General features: G+C 38.8%; 26 protein-coding genes. 19 read left to right on the top strand and 7 right to left on the bottom strand.

Translation table 11 applies throughout. The features are described 5' to 3' along the window. Position 1: 1 nt before the first annotated feature. From PZE06_RS10585 to PZE06_RS10570, 4 genes are all read left to right on the top strand, one after another. On the top strand, positions 2-1,036 hold the full coding sequence (locus PZE06_RS10585; RefSeq protein WP_095311619.1) for a LacI family DNA-binding transcriptional regulator: 1,035 nt from the start codon (positions 2-4) through the stop codon (positions 1,034-1,036). Between the two features lie 25 nt (positions 1,037-1,061). Next, a complete protein-coding gene (locus tag PZE06_RS10580) occupies positions 1,062-2,726 on the top strand; it encodes a glycoside hydrolase family 13 protein (protein WP_150915611.1) in 1,665 nt (554 codons plus the stop codon). 117 nt (positions 2,727-2,843) lie between these two features. After that, the gene (locus PZE06_RS10575; RefSeq protein ID WP_095311623.1) at positions 2,844-3,368 is read left to right on the top strand and encodes a CBO0543 family protein; all 525 of its coding nucleotides are present in this window, start codon (positions 2,844-2,846) and stop codon (positions 3,366-3,368) included. A gap of 215 nt (positions 3,369-3,583) precedes the next feature. Beyond that, positions 3,584-4,261: an NAD(P)H-dependent oxidoreductase gene (locus PZE06_RS10570; protein ID WP_150915612.1), complete on the top strand. Its 678-nt coding sequence runs from the start codon at positions 3,584-3,586 to the stop codon at positions 4,259-4,261. Between the two features lie 50 nt (positions 4,262-4,311). Here the strand turns inward: PZE06_RS10570 and PZE06_RS10565 are convergent, their stop codons facing one another. Together PZE06_RS10565 and PZE06_RS10560 are read right to left on the bottom strand one after the other, a co-directional pair. After that, positions 4,312-5,157: an aldo/keto reductase gene (locus PZE06_RS10565; protein WP_150915613.1), complete on the bottom strand. Its 846-nt coding sequence runs from the start codon at positions 5,155-5,157 to the stop codon at positions 4,312-4,314. Between the two features lie 255 nt (positions 5,158-5,412). Next, on the bottom strand, positions 5,413-6,462 hold the full coding sequence (locus tag PZE06_RS10560) for an NAD(P)/FAD-dependent oxidoreductase (RefSeq protein WP_095311629.1): 1,050 nt from the start codon (positions 6,460-6,462) through the stop codon (positions 5,413-5,415). Between the two features lie 223 nt (positions 6,463-6,685). Here PZE06_RS10560 and PZE06_RS10555 point away from each other — a divergent pair, with 223 nt between their 5' ends. The 4 genes from PZE06_RS10555 to PZE06_RS10540 all read left to right on the top strand — a co-directional run bounded on the left by PZE06_RS10555 (position 6,686) and on the right by PZE06_RS10540 (position 10,505). Further along, positions 6,686-7,531, top strand: coding sequence for an ABC transporter ATP-binding protein (locus PZE06_RS10555; RefSeq protein ID WP_150915614.1), 846 nt, complete (start codon positions 6,686-6,688; stop codon positions 7,529-7,531). Further along, complete coding sequence (locus PZE06_RS10550) at positions 7,482-8,408, top strand: iron-hydroxamate ABC transporter substrate-binding protein (protein ID WP_150915666.1); 927 nt, start codon at positions 7,482-7,484, stop codon at positions 8,406-8,408. Before PZE06_RS10555 ends, PZE06_RS10550 begins: the two co-directional genes overlap by 50 nt. An 82-nt stretch (positions 8,409-8,490) precedes the next feature. Continuing rightward, positions 8,491-9,501 (top strand): FecCD family ABC transporter permease, encoded by a 1,011-nt coding sequence (locus tag PZE06_RS10545; protein WP_150915615.1) that lies wholly within the window; start codon positions 8,491-8,493, stop codon positions 9,499-9,501. After that, positions 9,498-10,505 (top strand): FecCD family ABC transporter permease, encoded by a 1,008-nt coding sequence (locus tag PZE06_RS10540; RefSeq protein WP_150915616.1) that lies wholly within the window; start codon positions 9,498-9,500, stop codon positions 10,503-10,505. Before PZE06_RS10545 ends, PZE06_RS10540 begins: the two co-directional genes overlap by 4 nt. 254 nt (positions 10,506-10,759) lie before the next feature. Here the strand turns inward: PZE06_RS10540 and PZE06_RS10535 are convergent, their stop codons facing one another. Beyond that, the gene (locus PZE06_RS10535) at positions 10,760-11,941 is read right to left on the bottom strand and encodes a DHH family phosphoesterase (RefSeq protein ID WP_150915617.1); all 1,182 of its coding nucleotides are present in this window, start codon (positions 11,939-11,941) and stop codon (positions 10,760-10,762) included. Positions 11,942-12,036: 95 nt separating this feature from the next. On the opposite strand from PZE06_RS10535, the gene csaA reads away from it, so the two are divergent. From csaA to PZE06_RS10500, 7 genes are all read left to right on the top strand, one after another. Further along, a complete protein-coding gene (csaA, locus tag PZE06_RS10530; RefSeq protein WP_095311642.1) occupies positions 12,037-12,366 on the top strand; it encodes a chaperone CsaA in 330 nt (109 codons plus the stop codon). Further along, on the top strand, positions 12,347-13,132 hold the full coding sequence (locus tag PZE06_RS10525) for a GNAT family N-acetyltransferase (RefSeq protein WP_150915618.1): 786 nt from the start codon (positions 12,347-12,349) through the stop codon (positions 13,130-13,132). The genes csaA and PZE06_RS10525 overlap by 20 nt, the downstream gene beginning before the upstream one ends. Before the next feature lie 135 nt (positions 13,133-13,267). Then, positions 13,268-13,492: a helix-turn-helix transcriptional regulator gene (locus PZE06_RS10520; RefSeq protein ID WP_095311647.1), complete on the top strand. Its 225-nt coding sequence runs from the start codon at positions 13,268-13,270 to the stop codon at positions 13,490-13,492. Further along, the gene (locus PZE06_RS10515; RefSeq protein WP_095311649.1) at positions 13,479-13,856 is read left to right on the top strand and encodes a permease; all 378 of its coding nucleotides are present in this window, start codon (positions 13,479-13,481) and stop codon (positions 13,854-13,856) included. Before PZE06_RS10520 ends, PZE06_RS10515 begins: the two co-directional genes overlap by 14 nt. 18 nt (positions 13,857-13,874) lie before the next feature. Next, complete coding sequence (locus tag PZE06_RS10510) at positions 13,875-14,063, top strand: hypothetical protein (RefSeq protein ID WP_095311651.1); 189 nt, start codon at positions 13,875-13,877, stop codon at positions 14,061-14,063. 92 nt (positions 14,064-14,155) lie between these two features. Then, a complete protein-coding gene (locus tag PZE06_RS10505) occupies positions 14,156-14,911 on the top strand; it encodes a vWA domain-containing protein (protein WP_150915619.1) in 756 nt (251 codons plus the stop codon). 76 nt (positions 14,912-14,987) lie between these two features. Then, on the top strand, positions 14,988-15,485 hold the full coding sequence (locus tag PZE06_RS10500) for a YbaK/EbsC family protein (RefSeq protein ID WP_150915620.1): 498 nt from the start codon (positions 14,988-14,990) through the stop codon (positions 15,483-15,485). A 226-nt stretch (positions 15,486-15,711) separates the two neighbouring features. Here the strand turns inward: PZE06_RS10500 and PZE06_RS10495 are convergent, their stop codons facing one another. The 4 genes from PZE06_RS10495 to PZE06_RS10480 form a co-directional block, all read right to left on the bottom strand. Further along, positions 15,712-17,259 carry a Vga family ABC-F type ribosomal protection protein gene (locus tag PZE06_RS10495; RefSeq protein WP_150915621.1) on the bottom strand — a complete coding sequence of 516 codons (1,548 nt, stop codon included), beginning with the start codon at positions 17,257-17,259 and terminating at the stop codon, positions 15,712-15,714. Positions 17,260-17,576: 317 nt separating this feature from the next. After that, positions 17,577-17,717 (bottom strand): DUF3934 family protein, encoded by a 141-nt coding sequence (locus PZE06_RS10490; RefSeq protein WP_150915622.1) that lies wholly within the window; start codon positions 17,715-17,717, stop codon positions 17,577-17,579. A gap of 21 nt (positions 17,718-17,738) precedes the next feature. Then, complete coding sequence (locus tag PZE06_RS10485; protein WP_150915623.1) at positions 17,739-17,948, bottom strand: hypothetical protein; 210 nt, start codon at positions 17,946-17,948, stop codon at positions 17,739-17,741. A 17-nt stretch (positions 17,949-17,965) separates the two neighbouring features. Continuing rightward, positions 17,966-18,343 (bottom strand): SET domain-containing protein, encoded by a 378-nt coding sequence (locus PZE06_RS10480; RefSeq protein WP_150915624.1) that lies wholly within the window; start codon positions 18,341-18,343, stop codon positions 17,966-17,968. A 211-nt stretch (positions 18,344-18,554) separates the two neighbouring features. Between PZE06_RS10480 and PZE06_RS10475 the strand changes: the two genes are divergently transcribed. The 4 genes from PZE06_RS10475 to PZE06_RS10460 all read left to right on the top strand — a co-directional run bounded on the left by PZE06_RS10475 (position 18,555) and on the right by PZE06_RS10460 (position 21,203). Continuing rightward, the gene (locus PZE06_RS10475; RefSeq protein WP_137744420.1) at positions 18,555-18,935 is read left to right on the top strand and encodes a GntR family transcriptional regulator; all 381 of its coding nucleotides are present in this window, start codon (positions 18,555-18,557) and stop codon (positions 18,933-18,935) included. Continuing rightward, on the top strand, positions 18,932-19,831 hold the full coding sequence (locus PZE06_RS10470) for an ATP-binding cassette domain-containing protein (RefSeq protein ID WP_150915625.1): 900 nt from the start codon (positions 18,932-18,934) through the stop codon (positions 19,829-19,831). The genes PZE06_RS10475 and PZE06_RS10470 overlap by 4 nt, the downstream gene beginning before the upstream one ends. Continuing rightward, positions 19,812-20,480: a hypothetical protein gene (locus tag PZE06_RS10465; protein ID WP_150915626.1), complete on the top strand. Its 669-nt coding sequence runs from the start codon at positions 19,812-19,814 to the stop codon at positions 20,478-20,480. Before PZE06_RS10470 ends, PZE06_RS10465 begins: the two co-directional genes overlap by 20 nt. Before the next feature lie 69 nt (positions 20,481-20,549). Further along, positions 20,550-21,203 carry a hypothetical protein gene (locus PZE06_RS10460; protein ID WP_150915627.1) on the top strand — a complete coding sequence of 218 codons (654 nt, stop codon included), beginning with the start codon at positions 20,550-20,552 and terminating at the stop codon, positions 21,201-21,203. Positions 21,204-21,241: the final 38 nt, after the last annotated feature.

Raw genomic sequence — 21,241 nt, 5'->3', positions numbered from 1 at the left:
AATGGCTGTAACCATCATCGATGTAGCAAGAGAAGCAAATGTTTCTCCTTCAACAGTTTCTCGAGTTATTGCAGACAATCCAAGAATAAGTGAGCAAACAAAGCGAAAGGTTAGGGAGGTCATGAACAGGCTTGGTTATTATCCTAACTTTCAAGCTCGAAATTTAGCGGCAAAATCTACAAAAACAATTGGTGTGGTTATGTCCAACTCCACTTCCTTAGCATTCCAAAATCCGTTCTTTCCAGAAGTTATTCGTGGTATTTGTGTCAGTGCACATGCCGGTAAATATGGAATTTATTTTTCAACTGGTGGAACTGAGAATGAAATTTATGAAGAAGTTGTATCGATGGTTCAAGGGAAAAAAGTGGATGGAATTATTTTACTATATTCAAGAGTCAATGACCGGACAATGAAATACTTAAAAGAAGTCAAATTTCCTTTTACAATGGTAGGTCGCCCGTATGAATTCGAGCACGAGATAACATATATTGATAATGATAATGAAAAAATCGCTCATGAAGTGGTGAAATATCTCCAAGTTTTAGGACATGAGAGAATCGCATTCATTGGGGGGGATTTGGATTTTGTTGTTTCAATTGATCGTTTAAATGGGTATAAAAAGGCACTGAGCACAATTGGTCTTCCCTATGAGGAAAAATATTTTCTTCGGGATAACGATATGAAATTGAATGGGAAAGAAGCGATTCAAAAATTAATGGACTTAGTTGAACCGCCAACGGCAATTGTTGCCCACGATGATTTAGCTGCTTATGAGGTTATTCGTTATTTAGAGGAGCTTTCCTATGAAGTTCCAGAAGATGTCTCCATTATAAGTTTTAATAATCATGCTTTATCTGCCTATGTTAAGCCGCCATTAACTTCGGTGGATATTTCCATATTTGAATTAGGGCTTGAAGCTACTAACTTTTTATTGGAGAAAATACAGAATCCCAATGAGGCGGTTAAACATCATTTAGTTTCAACTACGTTAATAGAACGTGAATCGTGTAAAAAGATTACAACATCTGGAGAATGACACCAGATAGAAATAGAGGGAAAACATGGAGAAAAAATGGTGGAAAGAAGCTGTAGCCTACCAAATTTATCCCCGTAGCTTCCAAGATTCAAATGGTGATGGAATAGGGGATTTAAAAGGGTTAATATCGAGGCTGGATTATATTGAAGAGCTTGGAATTGATGTCATTTGGCTTTGTCCTATGTACAAGTCTCCTAATGATGATAATGGCTATGATATAAGTGATTATCAAGAGATTATGGAAGACTTTGGGACAATGGAGGACTTTGACCAATTACTTGAAAATGTGCATCAACGGGGTATGAAGTTGATTATAGACTTGGTTATTAATCATACGAGCGATGAGCACCCCTGGTTTATAGAATCCCGTTCATCTACAGGGAATAAGAAACGTGATTGGTATATTTGGAGAGATGGAGTCGATGGGAAGGAACCGAATAATTGGGGAAGTATATTTGGAGGATCCGCCTGGGAATTCGATCAAAAGAGAAACCAGTATTATTTGCATCTTTTCTCAAAAAAACAGCCTGATTTGAACTGGGAAAATCAAGAGGTTCGTTCCGCTTTATATTCTATGGTGAATTGGTGGTTGGCTAAAGGAGTCGATGGTTTTCGAGTGGATGCCATCAGTCATATTAAGAAGGATTTGACCTTTTCAAATGTCGAAAACCGAGATGAACTTTCATATGTTCCTGCTTGGAGCAAGTATATGAATGTTGATGGAATTTTACCCTTCTTAACTGAATTGAAGAATGAGACCTTTGCTAAATATGATATTATGACCGTTGCTGAAGCAAATGGGGTAGGGATCGAAGATATTCACGAATGGGTAGACGAAGAGAACGGAAAGTTTAATATGATTTTTCAATTCGAACATTTGGGTCTGTGGGATTCCGAGACGAAAACACTTGATATATTAGAATTGAAGCGAGTGTTAACCAGATGGCAAAAAGCGTTAGAAAAGAGCGGCTGGAATGCCTTGTTTATTGAGAATCATGATAAAGCGCGAAGTGTTTCAACATGGGGAAATGATGAGAAATATTGGAGAGAAAGCGCTACTTCATTAGCAACGATGTACTTTTTTATGCAGGGCACCCCTTTTATTTATCAAGGCCAAGAGATTGGCATGACAAATGTTAAATTTTCTTCCATTAGCGAGTATAACGATGTTTCAACAAGAGGCTTGTTTGCGGAACTGACAGCGCAGGGCAAGGCGATGAACGAAATTATGGAAATTATTTGGGCGACAAGTCGCGATAATTCAAGAACGCCAATGCAATGGTCTCCTGCTAACAATGCTGGTTTTACGGAAGGGATCCCATGGATCGGGGTGAATCCTAATTATAAAGAACTTAATGTGGAGGTTCAAAAGAAAGATCCAAACTCTATATTAAATTATTATAAAACGATGATTCGGTTGCGTAAGTCAAATCCAATTTTTGTCTACGGGCGCTATGATTTAGTACTAGAAGAGCACCCGTCGCTTTATGCGTATACACGCACTTATCGCAATGAAAAAGTAATAGTTTTATGTAATTTATCACCGAGCTCAATTGAAGTTGAACCAATTAAAGGAGTGCAATACAAAAAGGAAAGCTTAATGTTAGCAAATCTTGATGTTTGTGCTCATGGGGAAGAAGAATCTTTACAACTGGCCCCCTATGAAGCAAGAATCTATCGCTTAAACTAAAAAAGAAACTCTGTAGATAAGATAGCCAAAATAATCTATGGAGTTTTTTTTGTTCTTAATACAAGAAAGTTCATAGAAATGTGCAAACTAAAAGAAAAAAGGCAAAGGGTCTTGTCTATGCACATTTTTCTTACGATTATTAGTTTTATTGCAGTATGGGTTAGAAGAGATTATCGAAATTGGGAGCGAATGTATCCGACGATGCAGTATATTGCTCTTGGAAACTTGACGTATAATTTCTTATGCGCGGCTCATTGGTTATGGCGAATGTCACCAGATATCGATTGGTATAACTTTACTTTATTAGAAATGGGCTATACCTTCGTTGTCTTTCCGGCCACTGCATTAATGTTTTTATCCCGTTATCCAGAAGGTGCGGGCTTCTGGAGAATCATTCGGCATTATTTATGCTGGATTGGTATTTATGTCGGGTTTGAATACATTATGCAAGCGCAAGGGACAATTGTCTATAAGTACGGATGGTCATTAGGCTGGAGCGCCATTTTTGATTGTATCATGTTTCCGTTTTTGCGTATGCACTATAAAAAACCTTTGCTCACGTTCCTTTTAAGCATCCCGATGGCTTTGTTCTGGTTATGGCTCTTTGATATTCCTACTCATATTCCAATTGAAAAGAGATGATGATTTTAAAGAGACTGACAATTGGCCAATTGTCAGCCTTGATCAGGTGAAGTGAGTTTATTTGAGCAGGATTTTTATGATTTTTAAGTAATTTCCTTGTTTTGATCAAACGTTTGATTGGTTTTTTAGCAGATTTAGTGCCTTTTATTGTACGAAGGTTTATATTTTACCGTATAATGAGCCATTATAAAAATCTTCTAAAGGAGTAGTGAATGATGAGCAACCATGAAGATAAAAAGAAAGAAATTTTAGAAGCCTTTCAGTTTAGGCATGCTACAAAGGAATTTGACCCAACGAAAAAAATATCCGATAGTGATTTTCAATTTATTTTGGAGGCAGGAAGATTGTCGCCCAGTTCGGTTGGATATGAGCCATGGAAATTTATTGTTGTGCAAAATCGCCAATTAAGGGAAAAACTGCGTGAGGTTTCTTGGGGAGCACAGGGACAGCTTCCAACCGCAAGTCATTTCGTTGTCATTCTCGCAAGAACGATTAAGGATACGAAATATGATAGTAAGTATGTCGAAGATCAGATGCTAAATGTGAAGAAATTTCCCCCTGAAGTATTTGAACAGATTAAAGTTCGGTATAAAAGCTTTCAAGAAGAGGATTTACATTTACTTGAGAGTGATCGAGCGATTTTTGATTGGGCGTGCAAGCAAACCTACATCGCGCTTGGCAATATGATGACAGCAGCAGCCCAGATTGGGATAGATTCTTGTCCGATAGAAGGGTTTGATTTCGATAAGGTACAAGCTGTTCTCGAGGAAGAAGGTCTATTAGAGAATGGTCATCTCGGTGTTTCTGTGATGGTCGCCTTTGGTTATCGTGCGAAGGAACCCCGTCCAAAAACAAGGAAGAAACTAGAAGACATTGTACAGTGGATAGAGTAGTGAAGAAGGCCATAGTCAGACTATGGCCTTCTAATGAGATAAGGGGTTCCTTATTGGAATCCAACCTCAAATTCATCTGGATTTGAACCAACACGTTCATTTTTGTTGAGTCCATCTAACTTTGCCATATCTTCAGGCGCTAGCTCAAAATCAAAAATGTCCGCATTTTCAATGATGCGATGTTCTTTAATGGACTTAGGAATCGTGACCACTTCGTTTTGCAGATCCCAGCGTAAAATAATTTGGGCAGGCGATTTTTGATACTTTTCTGCAATTTCTACAATGGTTGGTTCATTTAAAAGCTGTCCTTGCTTAAGTGGTGACCATGCTTCTAATTGAATTCTTTGCTTTTTGCAATAATCACGAAGCTCTAATTGAGCTAAATGCGGATGATATTCCACTTGGTTGACCATCGGTTTAATTTCTGCATCAGCAATTAGATCCTCTAGATGGTGAACATGGAAGTTACTAACACCGATTGCACGGACTCTTCCATCCTTGTAAAGCTTCTCTAACGCTCTCCATGTTTCTTTATATTTAGCACTGTCTTTTCCAGGCCAGTGAATCAGATAAAGGTCTAAATAGTCCATACCAAGCTTTTGTAAGCTTGTTTCAAATGCTTGCAATGTTGATTCATAGCCTTGATCTGAATTCCAAACTTTTGAAGTAACAAATAAGGAATCTCTGGCAACTCCAGATTCTCTAATTCCTTGTCCTACGCCTTCTTCATTTTGATAAATGGCAGCCGTATCAATGCTTATGTAACCATTTTTGATTGCAGCTTTTACAGCTTCAACCACTTCGGAACCTTCTTTTACTTTAAAGACGCCAAGGCCAAACCAAGGCATTTTTACTCCGTTATGCAATGTGGTAGTATCTTGCAGATTTTTTGGCATTTTGTGTACCCTCCTAATCATATTTAACTAAACCACTACGAATACTATTATGCACATTTCTTTCAGGAAGTTCTAAAAATTTGATTGCTTGAAAAAGCAAAATAGAAAAAGTGAAGCCTACAGAAGCTCCACTTTTGATAATAGCATTGGAAACAAAAGGTTGAACAAACGATTTATGGCTCATTTCATGTAAACCTTGGTTTCACACATCCTTCAGTTGGAGAAAATGCATCCTTGAAGTTGGTTAATAAAAAATTATTGAACAAGCTGTTTAACGAGCTCTCGATTACGCTTTTTAAAGAGTTCATTATGCGAGGAAACCATACCGCCTTTTGCCGCATCAGGCTGAATAAATTGCTTCGCTTTGTTGACAGCATTAACAGCGTCTTGGAAAGCACCGGCAATTAAATGAACTTTTCCTTCGTAAGAGACTATATCTCCTGCCGCAAACAAGCCGGGGATTGAGGATTCACATGTTGAATTTCCTGCGATATAAAAATCATCCACTAGCTCTACCTTAAGTTGACTTTCTTTTAATAGGGCTGCATCTCGCTCATAGCCGTGGTTAATGATGACGTCATCGACTTCGACATAAGATACTTCACCTGTTTCATGGTTGGTTAATTCCACGCAATGGATGTACTCATGACTGTTATCGGCAATAAGCTTGGTAATTTCTGAGTTAAAGAAGCATTCAACTGTCCCATTTAGGAGCTGAGATACCTGTGCCTCATGAGCGGATAAATTGTCTTTCCGATAAGTGAGATAGACTTTTTTGGCAATCGGTTCTAATTCGTTTGCCCAATCGATGGCAGAGTTCCCCCCACCTGAAATAAGAATCGTTTTATCTTTAAACCTTTTAAGTGATTTAACTGTATAATTTAAATTTGTAATTTCAAATCGTTCTGCACCCTCGATTTGCAGCTTTTGCGGTTTTAAAATTCCTCCGCCGACCGCCATGATGACTGTTTTTGAATAATGTGTTTGACCTGAGGAACCCTGCAAGATAAAAACACCGTTTTCGTCTTGTGAAAGAGCTTCCACTTTTTCATTTAATACAACCGTTGGATTAAATGTTAATCCTTGCTGAACAAGCTGTTTAATGAGATTTTCTCCAGAAGTAGGAGTTAATCCACCTACATCCCAGATCATCTTTTCAGGATAAACGTGAAGCTTTCCACCAAGCTGTGGCTGAAATTCTATAATTTTTGTCTTCATTTCTCTAAGACCGCTGTAAAAAGCAGAGTAGAGTCCTGCGGGTCCGCCTCCAACAATGGTAACATCATAAAGCTCTTGTTTATCCATTTCGTTCACCTCAAATGTTATTGATTATCATTCTCATTTAACTATAAACGTCTTTTTTCATTTTAGCAATAGATAAAAAAGAAACTTTCTATGAAAGTGAATTTTTTTTGAAATAGTCACAAAAATATTGACAGTGAGGTGCAAATCCCATTATATTTACCTCATAACAGTAATGAAAATCATTATCAATTGGAAATAAATGCTTAAATAAGGAGGTATGGAAATGGTTCGCCTAAGAACGGAGGACTTAAGCATTGGCTATGGTGAACGTTTAATCGTTAACGGGCTCAATGTGGAAATCCCAGATCACCAAATTACGACGATTATTGGCTCCAATGGGTGTGGGAAATCTACACTTTTGAAGGCGATTACACGGATCATTCCTCACCAATCTGGAACAGTGATCTTAGATGGAGAAAATATTATTAAAGGAAGTACAAAAGAATTGGCCAAGAAAATGGCTATCCTTCCACAGACTCCAGAAAGCGCTAGTGGCTTAACAGTAGGTGAACTAGTATCCTATGGACGTTTCCCTTATCAAAAAGGATTCGGTCGTCTTACAAAAAAAGATTATGAAGCGATCGATTGGGCGTTAGAAGTGACTGGAACAAAGGATTTCAAATATCGACCAGTTGATTCTTTATCAGGTGGGCAAAGGCAGCGCGTCTGGATTGCGATGGCGTTAGCCCAGGAAACAGAAATTATTTTCCTTGATGAACCGACAACGTACCTTGATATGGCGCATCAACTAGAAGTATTGGAGTTACTCCAGAAGCTAAATGTTGAGCAAGGTCGTACAATCGTTATGGTACTACATGATTTAAACCAGGCGGCGCGTTTTGCGGATTATATGATCGCATTAAAGGGCGGGGAAATTGTCAAAGCAGGAAATTGTGAAGAAGTGATCAACCGGGAGGTATTGAAGAAAGTATTTTCTATTGATGCTGAAATAGGACGCGATCCGCGAACAAATAAACCAATGTGTATCACATATAACCTACTTAGGGGAGAAGAAAATGATGAAGAAATTACTCATTCCATTTATGCTGTTGGCGGTGCTCGTTATTAGCGCCTGCGGCAATAAAGAATCTAATGCAGACAGTGAAAAGGAAACAAGGGAAGAGCAAAAAGTATCTGAGATGATAACGTACGAATCAGAAAACGGTCCAATCGAAGTGCCGGCAAACCCACAGCGTGTAGTTGCTCTAGCTAATGCAGGTAGCGTAATGGCGCTCGATGTGAATATTGTTGGTGTCGATTCATGGTCAAAAGCGAATAAACGCTATGAATCTTATATAACTGATGCAGAGGAAGTATCGGATGAAAATTTAGAAAAAATTATTGAATTGGAGCCGGATTTAATTATCGCTGCGTCAACAAACAATAATCTTGATAAATTAGCGGAGATTGCTCCGACGGTAACATATACTTATGGAAATGTGGATTACTTAACCCAGCATATTGAAATTGGAAAGTTGTTAAATAAAGAAGAAGAGGCAAAAGCATGGGTCGAGGATTTCAAAAAGCGTGCCGCCCAGGCTGGAGAAGATATTAAAGCAAAAATTGGTGAGGATGCAACTGTATCTGTATTTGAAAGATATGATAAACAGCTCTATGTGTTTGGTGATAACTGGGGCCGTGGCACAGAGATTTTATATCAAGAAATGAAGTTAGCGATGCCTGAAAAAGTGAAGGAAATGGCTTTAAAAGAAGGATACTATGCATTATCAACAGAAGTCATTCCAGAGTATTCCGGTGATTACATTATTTTAAGCTCAGATGGTGTGGATAATTCTTTTAAAGAGACGGAAACTTATAAAAATATTCCAGCAGTAAAAAATGAGCGAGTTTTCGAAGTAGACGCCTCAGAATTCTATTTCAATGATCCAATTACATTAGACTTTCAATTGGAATTCTTTACGGAAAGCTTTTTAAATAGCAAATGATGAACGAACAAAACGAGGAATTCTTTTATCGAGAATTCCTTGTTTTATGCATACGTTCAAATCTACGAAAGAAGAGAGACGGATGACGAGACAATATAAACCTTTCATTCCATTTACATACAAGCTAATAATAGGAATTGTGCTTTTTATTGCTGTATTTGCTGCTGCTCTTGTTTTCGGAGCAGCAGATACAACATTGAAAGATATTTGGTTTGCCATAGCAACGAATGAAAGTGGGGACAAGCTGGCAATGATCCGTGAGATCCGCCTGCCACGTGAAGTTGCTGCAGCATTTGTTGGGGCTGCGCTTGCTGTTTCAGGGGCAATTATGCAGGGGGTGACCCGCAATCCGTTAGCAGATCCAGGTCTGCTTGGTCTAACAGCGGGGGCAAACGTCGCTTTAGCGGTAACATTGGCCTTTATTCCAACAGCTAATTATTTTAGCATTATGATTGCTTGCTTTATCGGAGCTGGGGTAGGAACTGCCATGGTTATAGGTCTTGGAGCAGTGAAAAAAGGCGGGTTTTCTCCTTTTCGCATCGTGTTAGCTGGAGCAGCTGTTTCTGCTTTTTTAACAGCGATAGCTGAAGGGATCGGGCTCTATTTTAAGATTTCAAAAAATGTCTCAATGTGGACGGCGGGCGGTTTGGTGGGCACAACTTGGAGTCAGCTTCAAGTTATTGTTCCATTTATTGTAATCGGCCTATTGTTTGCTCTATTCCTTTCTAAACAACTGACGATTTTAAGCTTAAATGAAGAGGTGGCGGTTGGGTTAGGACAGAAAACAACCCAAGTGAAAGCAATTTTGTTTTTTATTATTATCATTCTTGCTGGAGCTGCAGTCGCGTTAATTGGGAATATGGCCTTTATTGGACTCATGGTGCCTCATATCGTACGGGCAGTCGTGGGAACGGACTATCGCTTTATTATTCCGATGTCGATTATGGTCGGCGGAGGCTTTATGCTGTTGGCAGATACGCTTGGGCGGACGATTAGCGCTCCATATGAAACGCCGGTTGCTGCAATCGTGTCCATTTTAGGATTACCATTCTTCCTTTTCATTGTTCGTAAAGGAGGGAAAGCATTCACATGATTCATCCAAGTGTTGTTAAAAAACAAAGGCTGACATTATTGCTCTTAACCATTGTGATTATAGCAACTGCGGTCATTGGCATGGGAATTGGCAGTTCATCTGTTTCTTTTGATCGCCTTATCCCCACTTTATTAGGTCAAGGAACATTTAAAGAAGAGTTCGTTATTTTCTCCGTTCGGATGCCAAGATTGATTGTCACCTTGCTGGCAGGGATGGCCCTCGCTTTATCAGGATCCATTTTACAGGGAATTACACGCAATGATTTAGCGGATCCAGGGATTATTGGGATAAACGCTGGTGCTGGGTTAGGGGTTGCTATTTTTTATCTGTTCATTCCAGTAAGCAGTGGCTCATTTGTCTATCTATTGCCAGTTGTCGCTTTTGCTGGTGCGATGTTGACGGCAGCGCTCCTTTATCTTTTTTCTTATGATCGTAAAACAGGTCTACAGCCTGTAAGGTTAGTATTAATTGGCGTCGGTTTTTCCATGGCGTTTTCCGGTGTGATGATTATTATTTTCTCAGCGGTTGATCCATTTAAGGTCGATTTTATTGCTAAGTGGCTGAACGGGAATATTTGGGGTGCGGATTGGCCGTTTATTTTGGCCATTTTGCCGTGGTTGATTGTGTTGGTTCCTTTTACCCTTTATCGTGCTAACCGTTTAAATTTATTAGGGGTGAGTGAGCCGGTAGCGGTGGGTGTAGGTGTAGCAGTAGAAAAAGAAAGAGTCACCTTGTTGTTGGCTGCAGTTGCATTGGCCGCAGCTGCTGTTTCGGTAACGGGTGGGATCGCCTTTATTGGTTTAATGGCCCCCCATATCGCTAAAGCATTAGTAGGTCCTAGAAATCAGCTTTATATCCCAGTAGCCATCTTGCTCGGAGGCTGGCTCCTTACTTTGGCAGATACGATTGGCAGAAATCTTGTTGACCCGGATGGAGTTCCTGCAGGTATTATGGTTGCGTTAATTGGTGCACCGTATTTTATGTATTTGTTGTTAAAAAAATAAAATTGGTCTTTCTGGTGGCCTTTTGGTTGTGATTTTGGTGTTTCGCTGATATATTCCGATTTTCGCCGATATATTTCATTTTTCGCCGATATATGAAAAAAATCGCTGATATATCTAATTTTGCAAGTTTAATTCAAAGCCATTTTTGCCTTTGAAAGGCAGAAATGACTAATAAGCCCGTATGATTATGCTTGCTTGCGTTCAAAAATAGGGTCAAATATTCGTAAGAATGAGGGTTTCCAATAGAAAAACCCTCATTTTCGTTTTTTCACTTCATTTTTTAAATAGTTTACAAAATGATCGTCATCTGTTAACCAGCAAGCTTCAGTACGTTTAAGAAATTTCTCAGCTTCTGTAAAGCTGGAGAATGTTTGAGCTAATTGCCTGCGATTTTTTTCGATTATCCATTCAGAATTTGTGTTTGAATGTATGAAAAAATGATCTTCGCGGCGATTTAAATACAGTGTTCCAAAGGAGACCCCCTTGACGTTATAACGGTTATTTTTTGCATCCTCATGCAGGGGCTCAAGTTGAAAGGTGTTGCTAACATACAACTTATAGGCATTTTCAGTCAGCGTGCATCCGGCTGCTTTTGCATGTCCGCCCCCACCTAATTTTTCTGCAATCTTCGAAACGTCTATATGATCATGAATCGTACGAAAGCCCAATCGTTTGCCACCCATATTGATAATAGCGATATAATCTAAGTGTGGATATTCTTTGCCTAGTTCGTTTCCAAGCTCAGAATGGTAGGATTCAGCATAGACGACACCAGCAAAATGATCGTTGATTTGTGCTTGAACGATCTCCCTTCTTTTTCGGCGAATGTAGCGCTCAATTTTCCCCTCTTCCATATCTAGAATTTTTTTCTCAAAATCATCAAATTGAAAATGATCAAATGATTTAAGGCGCTCAAGCATCTTTTTCTCAAACTCATCAATTGAAACAAGGAAGAAGAGTGCGTTAAGGCGTTGAGCTTGCTGATTATCGTTCTTTTCCCATTCCCATGTATCATACTGGCGAACAAGTTCAACAAATTCGTCCAACGCTTCTGTTTTCGATAAATGGCCTTTTTCGATCAAATAGTGATAAAAAAGGGAGGTTGCTGAAGTAAGCTTCCCATCGTCATCTTCAACGATAACGTTCCCCCAATCATACTGATTATAATTTAAGGATGTTTTGTGGTGGTCAATAAGCTGCACTTTTCCCCCTGATTGAAAAAAGGCTTCTATGTTTTTTTCATTTTTTTCATTAATAGATAAGTCTGTTATAAAAAGAACCGTTTCTGGATCATCATTCTCAAAAAATAATTCCACTTCCCGATTTAATGCAGCAATTGAGTTGTAACGAACCTGTACGTCCTTGCCAAAGGCCAGTTTCGCAAGGATTCCGCATCCAACCCCATCTAAATCATTATGTGATAATAACTTGTACATGATTTCACCTCAATCTCTATTATGCGATAAAATGGTCATAATATTGCTTCATTTTGCTCACTTCATTAAAATGAAAGTCATAGGAGGAGATAAAAATGGCAACGATTGAAGATTTTATGAAGTTGGATTTGCGCGTTGGTACGATAGTAAAAGCGGAGCCGTTTCCAGAGGCACGAAAGCCAGCGCTTAAATTGGAAATCGATTTTGGTGAACTAGGAATCAAACGTTCATCTGCACAAATTACGAAACGGTATACCCCTGAACAGATCATCGGACGACAAATAGTAGCGGTAGTCAATTTTCCTCCGCGGAGAATTGCCGGTTTTAAATCAGAAGTATTAGTACTTGGGGGAGTTCCAGAGGCAGATGATGTCGTGCTGTTGAGTATCGATGAGGAGGTTCCAAATGGGACACCGGTTGCCTAAAAAGGAGTCCCATTTGGAATTGATAGAATTAGACGGAGAATTTCTCGAAGGAATGGGGAGCTATTGTTTAAGAAGCAAGAAGAAATCAATGGGATACATAAATAAAAATAAGTGGTTGAATGCCCAATTTGAAGAAGGATTAAAATATATTCAGTTACTTGAACATAAGAAACAAGTCGGTTTTATTGAATATACGGAAGCACAACATTCTTCCAGAGTTGTTCATGCTGATAACTATTTAGTGATCCATTGCTTATGGGTAAGCAAAACAGGTAAAGGCTACGGCAGTAAATTGCTTCATAGATGCCTTGAAGATGCCAAAAAAGAGTCTAAATATGGTGTAGTTGTAGTGACCAACTCCCACACTTCCTGGACACCAAGCAAGGACATTTTTTTGAAAAATGGTTTCACATTAGTGGACACAGCTCCTTATAACTTTGAGTTACTCGTATATCAGTTTGCTGATCACGCACCACTGCCAGTCTTCCCAACCAATTGGGATGAGAGGTTAAAGAAATTCACTGATCTTACGATATTACGCTCTTTTCAATGTCCTTATGTTGAGGTTGCGACCGAAAATATAAAAATAGGAGCGCAAAAATTAGGACTAGATGTGGAAATGATCGATTTTAAAGATAGGGCTGAGTTAATGGAGCTGTCGCCAACTCCTTATGGGATTTTCGCAGTTGTATTTAAAGGCGAGCTCATTTCATTTCATCGGTTAACGATTCATTCAGTCATGAAACGTATAAAGGAATTGTTATAAGAAAACCTTGATTACCCCGGATATTCTTGAGTTTAGAGTTGTCAAAGCTCTGAACTTTTTTTTGATTGAATGTAAAGGGAACTTGACGTAAAGTTTCTTTTACATTTATACTAAAAGTAGGGTAGGTGGTTGTTATTGAAAAATCATGTAGTTGAATATCGAAAAAAATTTGGCTTGTCCCAAGATCGTTTAGCTGAAAAATTAGGGGTTTCAAGACAGACGATTATTTCGATTGAAAAGGGGAAATACTCGCCTTCGCTTCCACTTGCATTTCTGCTTGCTAAAACGTTTAATACTACAATTGAGGAATTATTTGTTTTTGAAGAAGAGAAAAGGGGGAAAAAAGATGCGAAACAATAGAATCTTATTTTTAATTCTCGGTCTGTTCTTTATTGCCATTGGAGGTTTGCTAATAGTTACCAATCTTGTGGCAGATGAACCGTTTAATACAAGCTTTTTATTAATGTTTGCGCTCGCAGTAATGTGCTTTTGCTTAAGCTATCTCTCACCACATTTTTTGCAGAAAGATGAGCGGATGAAGCTGATAAGAGAAAAAGGGATGTTCTTTTCTGTAATTGCTTTAATAGTGTACTTAATTATTTTTAATTTAGGTTTGCAAATAGAATTTTTTATATTGGCTGCTAATGAATTACTGCATATTTTAACGGCATTAATTATCTGTACAATATTTATCTCATTCGTTGTTTATTCAAGAATCTACTAGATTGGAGGGATTTATGTCATGGGAGGTTACTTTCTGCTAGCGATTGTCATCATTGGAATCATCATTGGACTAATGATCACGCGAAAAGAATCGACTGAAAATAATGGCCTGAGTAAAAAAGGGCTAATGAAACTATTAATCTTGCTTGCGTTTATATTTATTTGTGTTGTTGTCGTAGTATTTTTAACTCCAGAAAGCTGGTTATAATTTTTCTAGGAAAAAAGCATCAAATTATCACTACTTAAATCCCTTTATTTTACTTTGCGCTATGATAGAAGAAATATGGGAGGAGGAGTAAAATGGCGACAATTGACTTGCAAAAGAAAACGGTAAAAATCATTTTGGAAAAAAAGAAACTGACGACAGTGAGAGCTCGAGTCGGATTGGTTCTGGATATTACAGGTTCAATGCGAACTTTATACAATAATGGTACGGTTCAAAAAGTGGTGGAGCGCATACTTGCGGTTGCGTCACAATTTGATGATGATGGTGCTTTGGATGTATGGGTGTATGATAACGAGTTTTCGAGATTGAACCCGGTAACGGAAAGAGATTTCGAAGGATATGTCAATCGGTACATTCTAGAGAATGAGCTGATACATAAATTTGGTAGAAACGATGAACCACCTGTGATGAAGGATGTTGTCAAGAAATATACGAAGGAAGAGATAAGTGATGACCCTGCCTTTATCGTTTTTATTAATGATGGTGGATGTAAAAGATCGATTAAACCAATCATTGAAGGGACATCTATTAAACCACTATTTTGGCAATTTGTTGGGATTGGTAATGGGAATTTTGATTTTTTACGAAAAATAGATACACTCGAAGGTCGATTTGTGGATAATGCGAACTTTATTCATATTGAAGATGTCGATGCCATCTCTGATGAACAGCTCTACGATATGCTTCTGAATGAATTTCCGAGTTGGATTAAGGAAGCAAAGGAAAAAGGAGTATTAATAGAAAAAGAGGAAGAGCAAGAGCCGTTATTAAGTGAAAAAGCTGACACGCAAGTGAAAAGGGGATTTTGGAGTAGATTGTTTGGCCGTTAAGCAATAATGGTTGATAACGATTGCTTCACTGCGTTAAAGCGTGTTATTATATGGTAAAAAGCTGGGAGGGAACTCGATGTCATTAGAAAGTGTATTAGAACATTTTAAGAAATGGAATAGGGACAAAGATGTGCAAATTTTTGAACAATCGAGTGCAACTGTTGATATGGCTGCGGAAGCCATTGGAGTCATTCCAGCTAGGATTGCCAAAACCATTTCCTTTCGAGGTGAAGGGAAGCAAGCGATTCTTGTGGTCGCTGCTGGAGATGCGAAAATAGACAACAAAAAGTTTCGCCAGACTTTTGGTTTTAAGGCTCGGATGCTCTCTCCTGACGAAGTATTTGCACAAACTGGACATAAGATCGGTGGAGTTTGTCCTTTCGGTTTAGCGAATAATTTGGATGTTTATCTCGATGTTTCGATGAAACGCTTTGACACCTTATTTCCAGCATGCGGGAGCATAAATTCAGCGATTGAACTTTCGTGTGAAGAAATTCAAGAATACGCAGGAGCAGAGGATTGGGTTGATGTCTGTAAAGGCTGGACGGATGAATCAGCGGTAGCAATATCATGAATAATAGACTTTTGGTCAAATAAAGGTGATCGGACGGATTTCCCGATCACCTTTGTTTTTGTTATAAGTTAAGGTGATTCATCGATTAATTACCTGAAGCATCCATAAGTGGATTGCACCGTAAGTTGCCGAAAGACAGTCAATAATTGTTCAGACAACGAAGAGCATGAAGGAGAGCGATTTTCCTTATCATCGCAGGGGCGTTTTTTGCCCTGTGCTGTTGTTTTTACTTCTCTAACGCTTTTCTTTTAATAGCTAGCAATCTTTGAAATTCTTGTTCGAGTTCAGCGCTCGGTTCAATGCTTAACCTGCTCAATACCTCAGTGATTTTCGTTTCCAGAAGGAGAAGATTATCTTCTTCTTCTGAGCGTGGCTCATAATTTTTGTATTGCTGATAAGTGCCTTCGAATACATGGAGCTCTTCATTTTCTATCGTCAATATTCTTGTTGCAATTTTTTCAATAAAGCGGCGGTCGTGGGAGACGAAAATAATCGTTCCTCTATATTCCATCAGCAAAGACTCCAAAGCTTCAACGGCCTCGATGTCAAGAAAGTTAGTTGGTTCGTCCAGAATTAGTGTATTAATATTACTGACGAATAATTTGGCGAGGGCGACTTTGACACGTTCCCCGCCACTAAGAACTTTAACTTGCTTGTAAACATCCTCCCGGAAAAAATGGAGCCGTGCTAAAACGATACGGATGAAGGTCTCTGTTTGCTCAGATGAAATTTGCACATTTTCCAAAATCGACTTTTCAGAATCTAAGAGATCGATTGTTTGACTGAAATAACCATATTTTACAGCGGGTGAAAGCGTGATTCCGACGTCTTGTTCAATGATTTTCTTCAGCAACGTCGTTTTCCCGCTTCCATTTGCTCCAACGATGGCTAGTTTGTCACCGCCGCGCACCTCAAAGCTCGCCTTTTTCCAGAGAACACGGTTGGCAAACCCTCCTGCTACATTGAGGACACGGAGGATCGTTCTGCCAGTGAACGCTTCTTCGTTAGGCAATGCCATCTGTATGGGGGGAGTTTCCTTGATTTTTTCCACCTTTTCAAGTTTTTCCAATCTCGTTTCAATTGATTTCGCAACTGCTTGCAACTTTTTTTGTTTTTTGGCAAAATACGGCTTTGCCTTTTTCGATTCAATTCCTTTTTTCGGTGCTTTTGTTGCGCGAGCTGCCTTCTTTTCTTTTAAAATCAATGCTTCTTCCAATTGTTTTTTCTTTTGTTCAAATTTTTCATAAGCTGCCGCATGGCTCCGCAATTCAAGCTCCTTCTGCTCCAAATAGTCAGAGTAATTGCCGTTATACACTTTAATGCGACCATTTTCAAGCTCCCAAATCGAGGTGCAAAGGGTATCTAAAAAGGCTCTGTCATGGGATACCAAGAGGATGGCGCCTTGCCAGTCTCTCAACTTTTTTTCTAACCATTCAATATGCTCTGTATCTAAATGGGTAGTCGGTTCATCTGCTAATAATATTTCCGGATTACTCGCCAGTGCCTCAATAATATATTCTTGCGTCACTTCACCACCACTTTTAGTGGTGTTAGAACGTTTGAGCTGAGGTAAAAGCTCACATGTGCTATTCAGTTGGATCATTCCTTCATCAGCCTGTTTTTTTCCTGCGATCACCTCTAATAAAGTGGTCTTCCCAGTTCCGTTTTTGCCAATTAGGCCGATGCGCTCGCCTTGATTAACTTGAATGCGCTCAATATCTAATAGTAGTTGATCCTTGATATAAAACTTTATGCCAATCGCTTCTAAAAGCATACGATCATCTCCATTGCAAAAGTATGAGGAGACAAAAAACGCCTCCTATATTCAGAATAGGAGGCGCATGGCTGCGCAAAGAAGTTGTCGTTGTGAGGACAACAACAGGAAAACCAATCCTATTCTGAAAATCTAAATTGAAGACAACACAAAAAGCAGCCGAGTCAGCTGTGTTTTTTGAAACCTTCAATTCGTCTTTTCGAAAAATAGGATTAGAACTTCATGTTTATTGGGTCACCCTCTCGTTATTAGTACTTTAAAAATAATTGATTTTTGAATTGATGTCAAACGGAATTTGTCTTTTATGTGATAACGGTTTACTCTGAGTTTTCCTTTCGAATCTTCGTTCCTTTACTTTTATAAGGCTTCGCACTTTTTGTTTTGTTTGCACTAGCCTGCCAGCGAGTCCAGCCCTTTTTCCCTGTTCCGCGACCTGTTCCACCTTTTCCTTTGCTCATAGAATCAACTCCATTCTTTTGTTAGCGTGAAGGTTTTGGCGGTTGGCATATTTCACATTTCCGCTGATGATTGTTTTTAAACTTTGTAAATGTTTTTTCGAAATGGCTGCCACAGGCACATTTAAATTGCAACTTTTGTGAAAAACCATGGTACTCGGTCGAAAGTAGTGTACTTTCCGAATGATTTTGTACAAATTTATCAATTTCAGTAATTGTCCATCGTTTAGTCATACTTACTCCTTTAGATTTTAGCCTTGATCAAACCATAATCGTTCTTTGTCATCGACATCACCGTTGTAATTAATTAATATTTCATCTCCAGCTTTGATGTCTTTAAAAGCAAAGAACTCAAAAGTGTGATTTTCAAAATTAATCTCATAAATGGCATTCGGTTCATAAGAATGATTGAAAAGCATTCCATAACCTAACAGAATGGCTGAATGGTTTTTTCCATACTCAAAAGCGTAATCGGCAAGAAGCGTTTTTTCGATATGCTCATGCTGATCATTTGGGTATGAAATAACGGGTGCTTCATGAAGAAGCGTACCTTTTTTTATATCTCTTGTCGCAAAAACTCCTCTATTGAATTCTCCATTGCTGAGCGGCGATGTTTTAACTTCGATCATATGTCCACCTACTTGTTTTTAAGTATTCCTCTAACTGTACCATTAAATGATTCATTGAGCCATTAGGAAAAAATTTACCAATCTGATGCTCGTTTATTTTTGCAGTCTTACTAGGAGATATCATTAGTTTTCGTTAAACACTTGAAATAATGAGCTAATTATAATATAGTACATTACATCAGTAATGTACTAATTTAGAAAGGAGGAGGCCATGATTTTAAACCCAGATGATACAAAGCCAATATACGTCCAAATTGCCGAATGGATTGAAACTGAAATCTTAAACGGTCACTTTCAAAGTGATGAGAAGGTGTATTCTCAATATCAGCTAGCAGAGATGTTCACGATTAATCCAGCTACGGCAGCAAAAGGGCTCAACCTTTTAGCAGATGAGCAAATTCTTTATAAAAAGAGGGGGTTAGGCATGTTTGTAGCAACGAATGCGAAGGAAGCGATTGTGCATAAACGGAGAAGTGGTACGCTAAAGCAGCTTATTCAGGAGCTAGTTCTCGAAGCTGAACGCTTGAGTATAAAGGAATCTGAATTACTAGAGATGATTAAGGCCGCACGAAAGAAGGAGGGAAGTCAATGAATGTGATTGAATGCAACGGTTTAACAAAAGCATATTTTCGCAAAAATGTCCTTAACGGACTTACATTTACCATTGAGGAAAATAAGATTACAGGGCTGATTGGTCGAAATGGGGTCGGAAAAACAACCCTTGTGAAAATACTTGCTGGTTTAATTAAAGAAACATCCGGTGAAGTGAGAGTATTCGAACAGCATCCATTTAATAATCTTTACACGTCAGCAAACACCATCTTAGTTGACGACCAAATGTTTTTCCCGCCTGCTCTACAGCTTCATGAATTACTAGAGGTGGCCCAAAGCTTCTACCCAAATTGGGATATGGAACTTGCGCAACGTCTTTTACAATATTTCAGTTTTGATCCGAGTCATTATCACCAGACACTCTCAAAAGGGAGAACAAGCACGTTTAATATGATCATTGGCCTGGCTTCCAGATGTTCAGTGACGATATTAGATGAGCCTACAACAGGAATGGATGAGGCAGTAAGAAAGGATTTCTACCGTGCTCTTATGAAGGATTATCTTGCTCACCCGCGAACCATTTTAATTTCCAGTCACCATTTAAATGAAATTGAGGATATTCTTGAGGACGTGCTGCTTATTAAAAATGGGAAAACACTGCTACATGAGTCTATTTCCGACTTAAAAGAATGGGCAATTGCTCTTCAAGGAGCTTCTACTGTCGTGCAAAAGTGGCTTGTAGAGCGCAACTGTATCTTTCAGCGCCAAGTAGGAAAAGACACATTGTACGCTGTTGTCAGAGATGATTTTACAAAAGAGAATAAAGAGGAGGCGCTAAGAGGCGGAGTAGAATTTATACCTGTAAAGGCTAGCGATCTATGCGTCTATCTCACGAATGATACGAAAGGGGGAATCGATGATGTCTTCGAACGTTAGTTTAGTGGAAACGGTGAAAAAACAGTACGCTTTTAAAATGAAAGCTTATATAGATGCATTTAGTTCCCTCGTTGGCATCCAATTTATTGCGTTTTTATTTTCTCTTGGCGGTGGTTCATCTTCAATGGGGACCTCAGATGGGTATCACTTTGAATTGAAGTTTTACTCTGCTGACCTTGTGATTATTTTTACGTTTATTTGGATTTTTGTAACGGCGATTACGATTACAACAAAGCCTTATCGAAATCAAGATTTCACATTTGTGACGAATCGTATGAGCAGCAGTCTCTCCAACATCCTTTTTTTACTCTCTGCGAGCTTGTTAGGGGCGTTTACTGCCGTTCTATCGCGCTTTTTAATCCAAACCGTCGCCTATTTTCTTTTAAAAGAAGATTTATATATTGCTTCCGTTATGACGAGTGAAATGATGATCGGGATAACAGTGAGCTTACTCTATGTTTTTTGGATTAGCTCGATCGGCTATTTCGTCGGTACGTTAGTTCAAATTCATAAAGGCTTCGCTTTATTAATCCCTGTTATTGTAATTGGTTCCTTGTTTTATGATGGATTTATGCAAAGAGATGCCATGCTGCTGGATACTGTTTCAATTTTATTTTTTAGAGTCATCGATGGTCCTGTTTGCGATTAAGACGTTGATTACGACTGCGGTACTCTTCTTTGCATCAATTGCTATTCTCAATCGAATGGAGGTAAGACGATGACTTTCGCTGCACTTATCCCAATGGCTGTCATAGTTGCACTACCGCTGCTCTTTTTTATCGTTCGGGTTAAAAAGAAAGTAACCCATTGGCTTTTAGTTGTATATATCGGGGTACTACTTCTATCTGTTGTTGCTGCCTTCTTTATTAAATCAGATGAACCGGAGATAACGGACAGACCGAGAGATGATCTATATGAGATGCTATACAGTGGAGAAATTTACGCTAAAGGCTCGAACCTCCTTCTTAAGGAAGATAGTTTTCCGATAGAAGGAGAGAAGGTAAGAGTAACTTCTTCCTACGGTGATGAAAGTTCCTCTGTTTATATTGAAAGAAAAACGGAAGATGATCAGAAAATGGATGTTCTTGCGTATGGTAGCTTTTCGATCGCAAAGCTAGATGTTGCAGAAGAAATTGTTTTACCAGCTGTTCAACTGAAAGATGGGACGCTTACGATTGTCTATCCGGAATATCAAAAATTGAAAACGTCTATTGTCATGAATGAATTTACGATCGAGCAATTTACTGGAAATAAAAAGTACAATTCTGAATTCCAAATAGACGGTCCGATTTTGTTAGTACGTATTCCGCCAGATCTTGAGATAGAAGCCGATTCAACAACGGAGTTGATCTCCATTGACGAGTGGAAGTGATCTATTTTTCGACAACAATGATGGTTTACGTTAAAATA

Source organism: Robertmurraya sp. DFI.2.37 (assembly GCF_029211245.1).
GTDB lineage: Bacteria > Bacillota > Bacilli > Bacillales > Cytobacillaceae > Robertmurraya > Robertmurraya methanolica_A.
Note: the sequence above shows the minus strand (reverse complement) of the source record. Positions and strands in the feature narration are given on the sequence as shown.

Excerpts from the sequence above, each read along its gene's own strand:
- PZE06_RS10560 (WP_095311629.1), bottom strand. The coding sequence starts at position 6,462 with ATGGATAAACAAGAGCTTTATGATGTTACCATTGTTGGAGGCGGACCC.
- PZE06_RS10510 (WP_095311651.1), top strand. The coding sequence starts at position 13,875 with ATGGGAGGTTACTTTCTGCTAGCGATTGTCATCATTGGAATCATCATT.
- PZE06_RS10545 (WP_150915615.1), top strand. The coding sequence starts at position 8,491 with ATGACGAGACAATATAAACCTTTCATTCCATTTACATACAAGCTAATA.
- PZE06_RS10565 (WP_150915613.1), bottom strand. The coding sequence starts at position 5,157 with ATGCCAAAAAATCTGCAAGATACTACCACATTGCATAACGGAGTAAAA.
- PZE06_RS10480 (WP_150915624.1), bottom strand. The coding sequence starts at position 18,343 with ATGATCGAAGTTAAAACATCGCCGCTCAGCAATGGAGAATTCAATAGA.
- PZE06_RS10525 (WP_150915618.1), top strand. The coding sequence starts at position 12,347 with ATGGGACACCGGTTGCCTAAAAAGGAGTCCCATTTGGAATTGATAGAA.
- PZE06_RS10500 (WP_150915620.1), top strand. The coding sequence starts at position 14,988 with ATGTCATTAGAAAGTGTATTAGAACATTTTAAGAAATGGAATAGGGAC.
- PZE06_RS10490 (WP_150915622.1), bottom strand. The coding sequence starts at position 17,717 with ATGAGCAAAGGAAAAGGTGGAACAGGTCGCGGAACAGGGAAAAAGGGC.
- PZE06_RS10540 (WP_150915616.1), top strand. The coding sequence starts at position 9,498 with ATGATTCATCCAAGTGTTGTTAAAAAACAAAGGCTGACATTATTGCTC.
- PZE06_RS10555 (WP_150915614.1), top strand. The coding sequence starts at position 6,686 with ATGGTTCGCCTAAGAACGGAGGACTTAAGCATTGGCTATGGTGAACGT.
- PZE06_RS10575 (WP_095311623.1), top strand. The coding sequence starts at position 2,844 with ATGCACATTTTTCTTACGATTATTAGTTTTATTGCAGTATGGGTTAGA.
- PZE06_RS10585 (WP_095311619.1), top strand. The coding sequence starts at position 2 with ATGGCTGTAACCATCATCGATGTAGCAAGAGAAGCAAATGTTTCTCCT.
- PZE06_RS10535 (WP_150915617.1), bottom strand. The coding sequence starts at position 11,941 with ATGTACAAGTTATTATCACATAATGATTTAGATGGGGTTGGATGCGGA.
- PZE06_RS10475 (WP_137744420.1), top strand. The coding sequence starts at position 18,555 with ATGATTTTAAACCCAGATGATACAAAGCCAATATACGTCCAAATTGCC.
- PZE06_RS10495 (WP_150915621.1), bottom strand. The coding sequence starts at position 17,259 with ATGCTTTTAGAAGCGATTGGCATAAAGTTTTATATCAAGGATCAACTA.
- csaA (WP_095311642.1), top strand. The coding sequence starts at position 12,037 with ATGGCAACGATTGAAGATTTTATGAAGTTGGATTTGCGCGTTGGTACG.
- PZE06_RS10570 (WP_150915612.1), top strand. The coding sequence starts at position 3,584 with ATGAGCAACCATGAAGATAAAAAGAAAGAAATTTTAGAAGCCTTTCAG.
- PZE06_RS10465 (WP_150915626.1), top strand. The coding sequence starts at position 19,812 with ATGATGTCTTCGAACGTTAGTTTAGTGGAAACGGTGAAAAAACAGTAC.
- PZE06_RS10460 (WP_150915627.1), top strand. The coding sequence starts at position 20,550 with ATGACTTTCGCTGCACTTATCCCAATGGCTGTCATAGTTGCACTACCG.
- PZE06_RS10515 (WP_095311649.1), top strand. The coding sequence starts at position 13,479 with ATGCGAAACAATAGAATCTTATTTTTAATTCTCGGTCTGTTCTTTATT.
- PZE06_RS10550 (WP_150915666.1), top strand. The coding sequence starts at position 7,482 with ATGAAGAAATTACTCATTCCATTTATGCTGTTGGCGGTGCTCGTTATT.
- PZE06_RS10505 (WP_150915619.1), top strand. The coding sequence starts at position 14,156 with ATGGCGACAATTGACTTGCAAAAGAAAACGGTAAAAATCATTTTGGAA.
- PZE06_RS10580 (WP_150915611.1), top strand. The coding sequence starts at position 1,062 with ATGGAGAAAAAATGGTGGAAAGAAGCTGTAGCCTACCAAATTTATCCC.
- PZE06_RS10485 (WP_150915623.1), bottom strand. The coding sequence starts at position 17,948 with ATGACTAAACGATGGACAATTACTGAAATTGATAAATTTGTACAAAAT.
- PZE06_RS10470 (WP_150915625.1), top strand. The coding sequence starts at position 18,932 with ATGAATGTGATTGAATGCAACGGTTTAACAAAAGCATATTTTCGCAAA.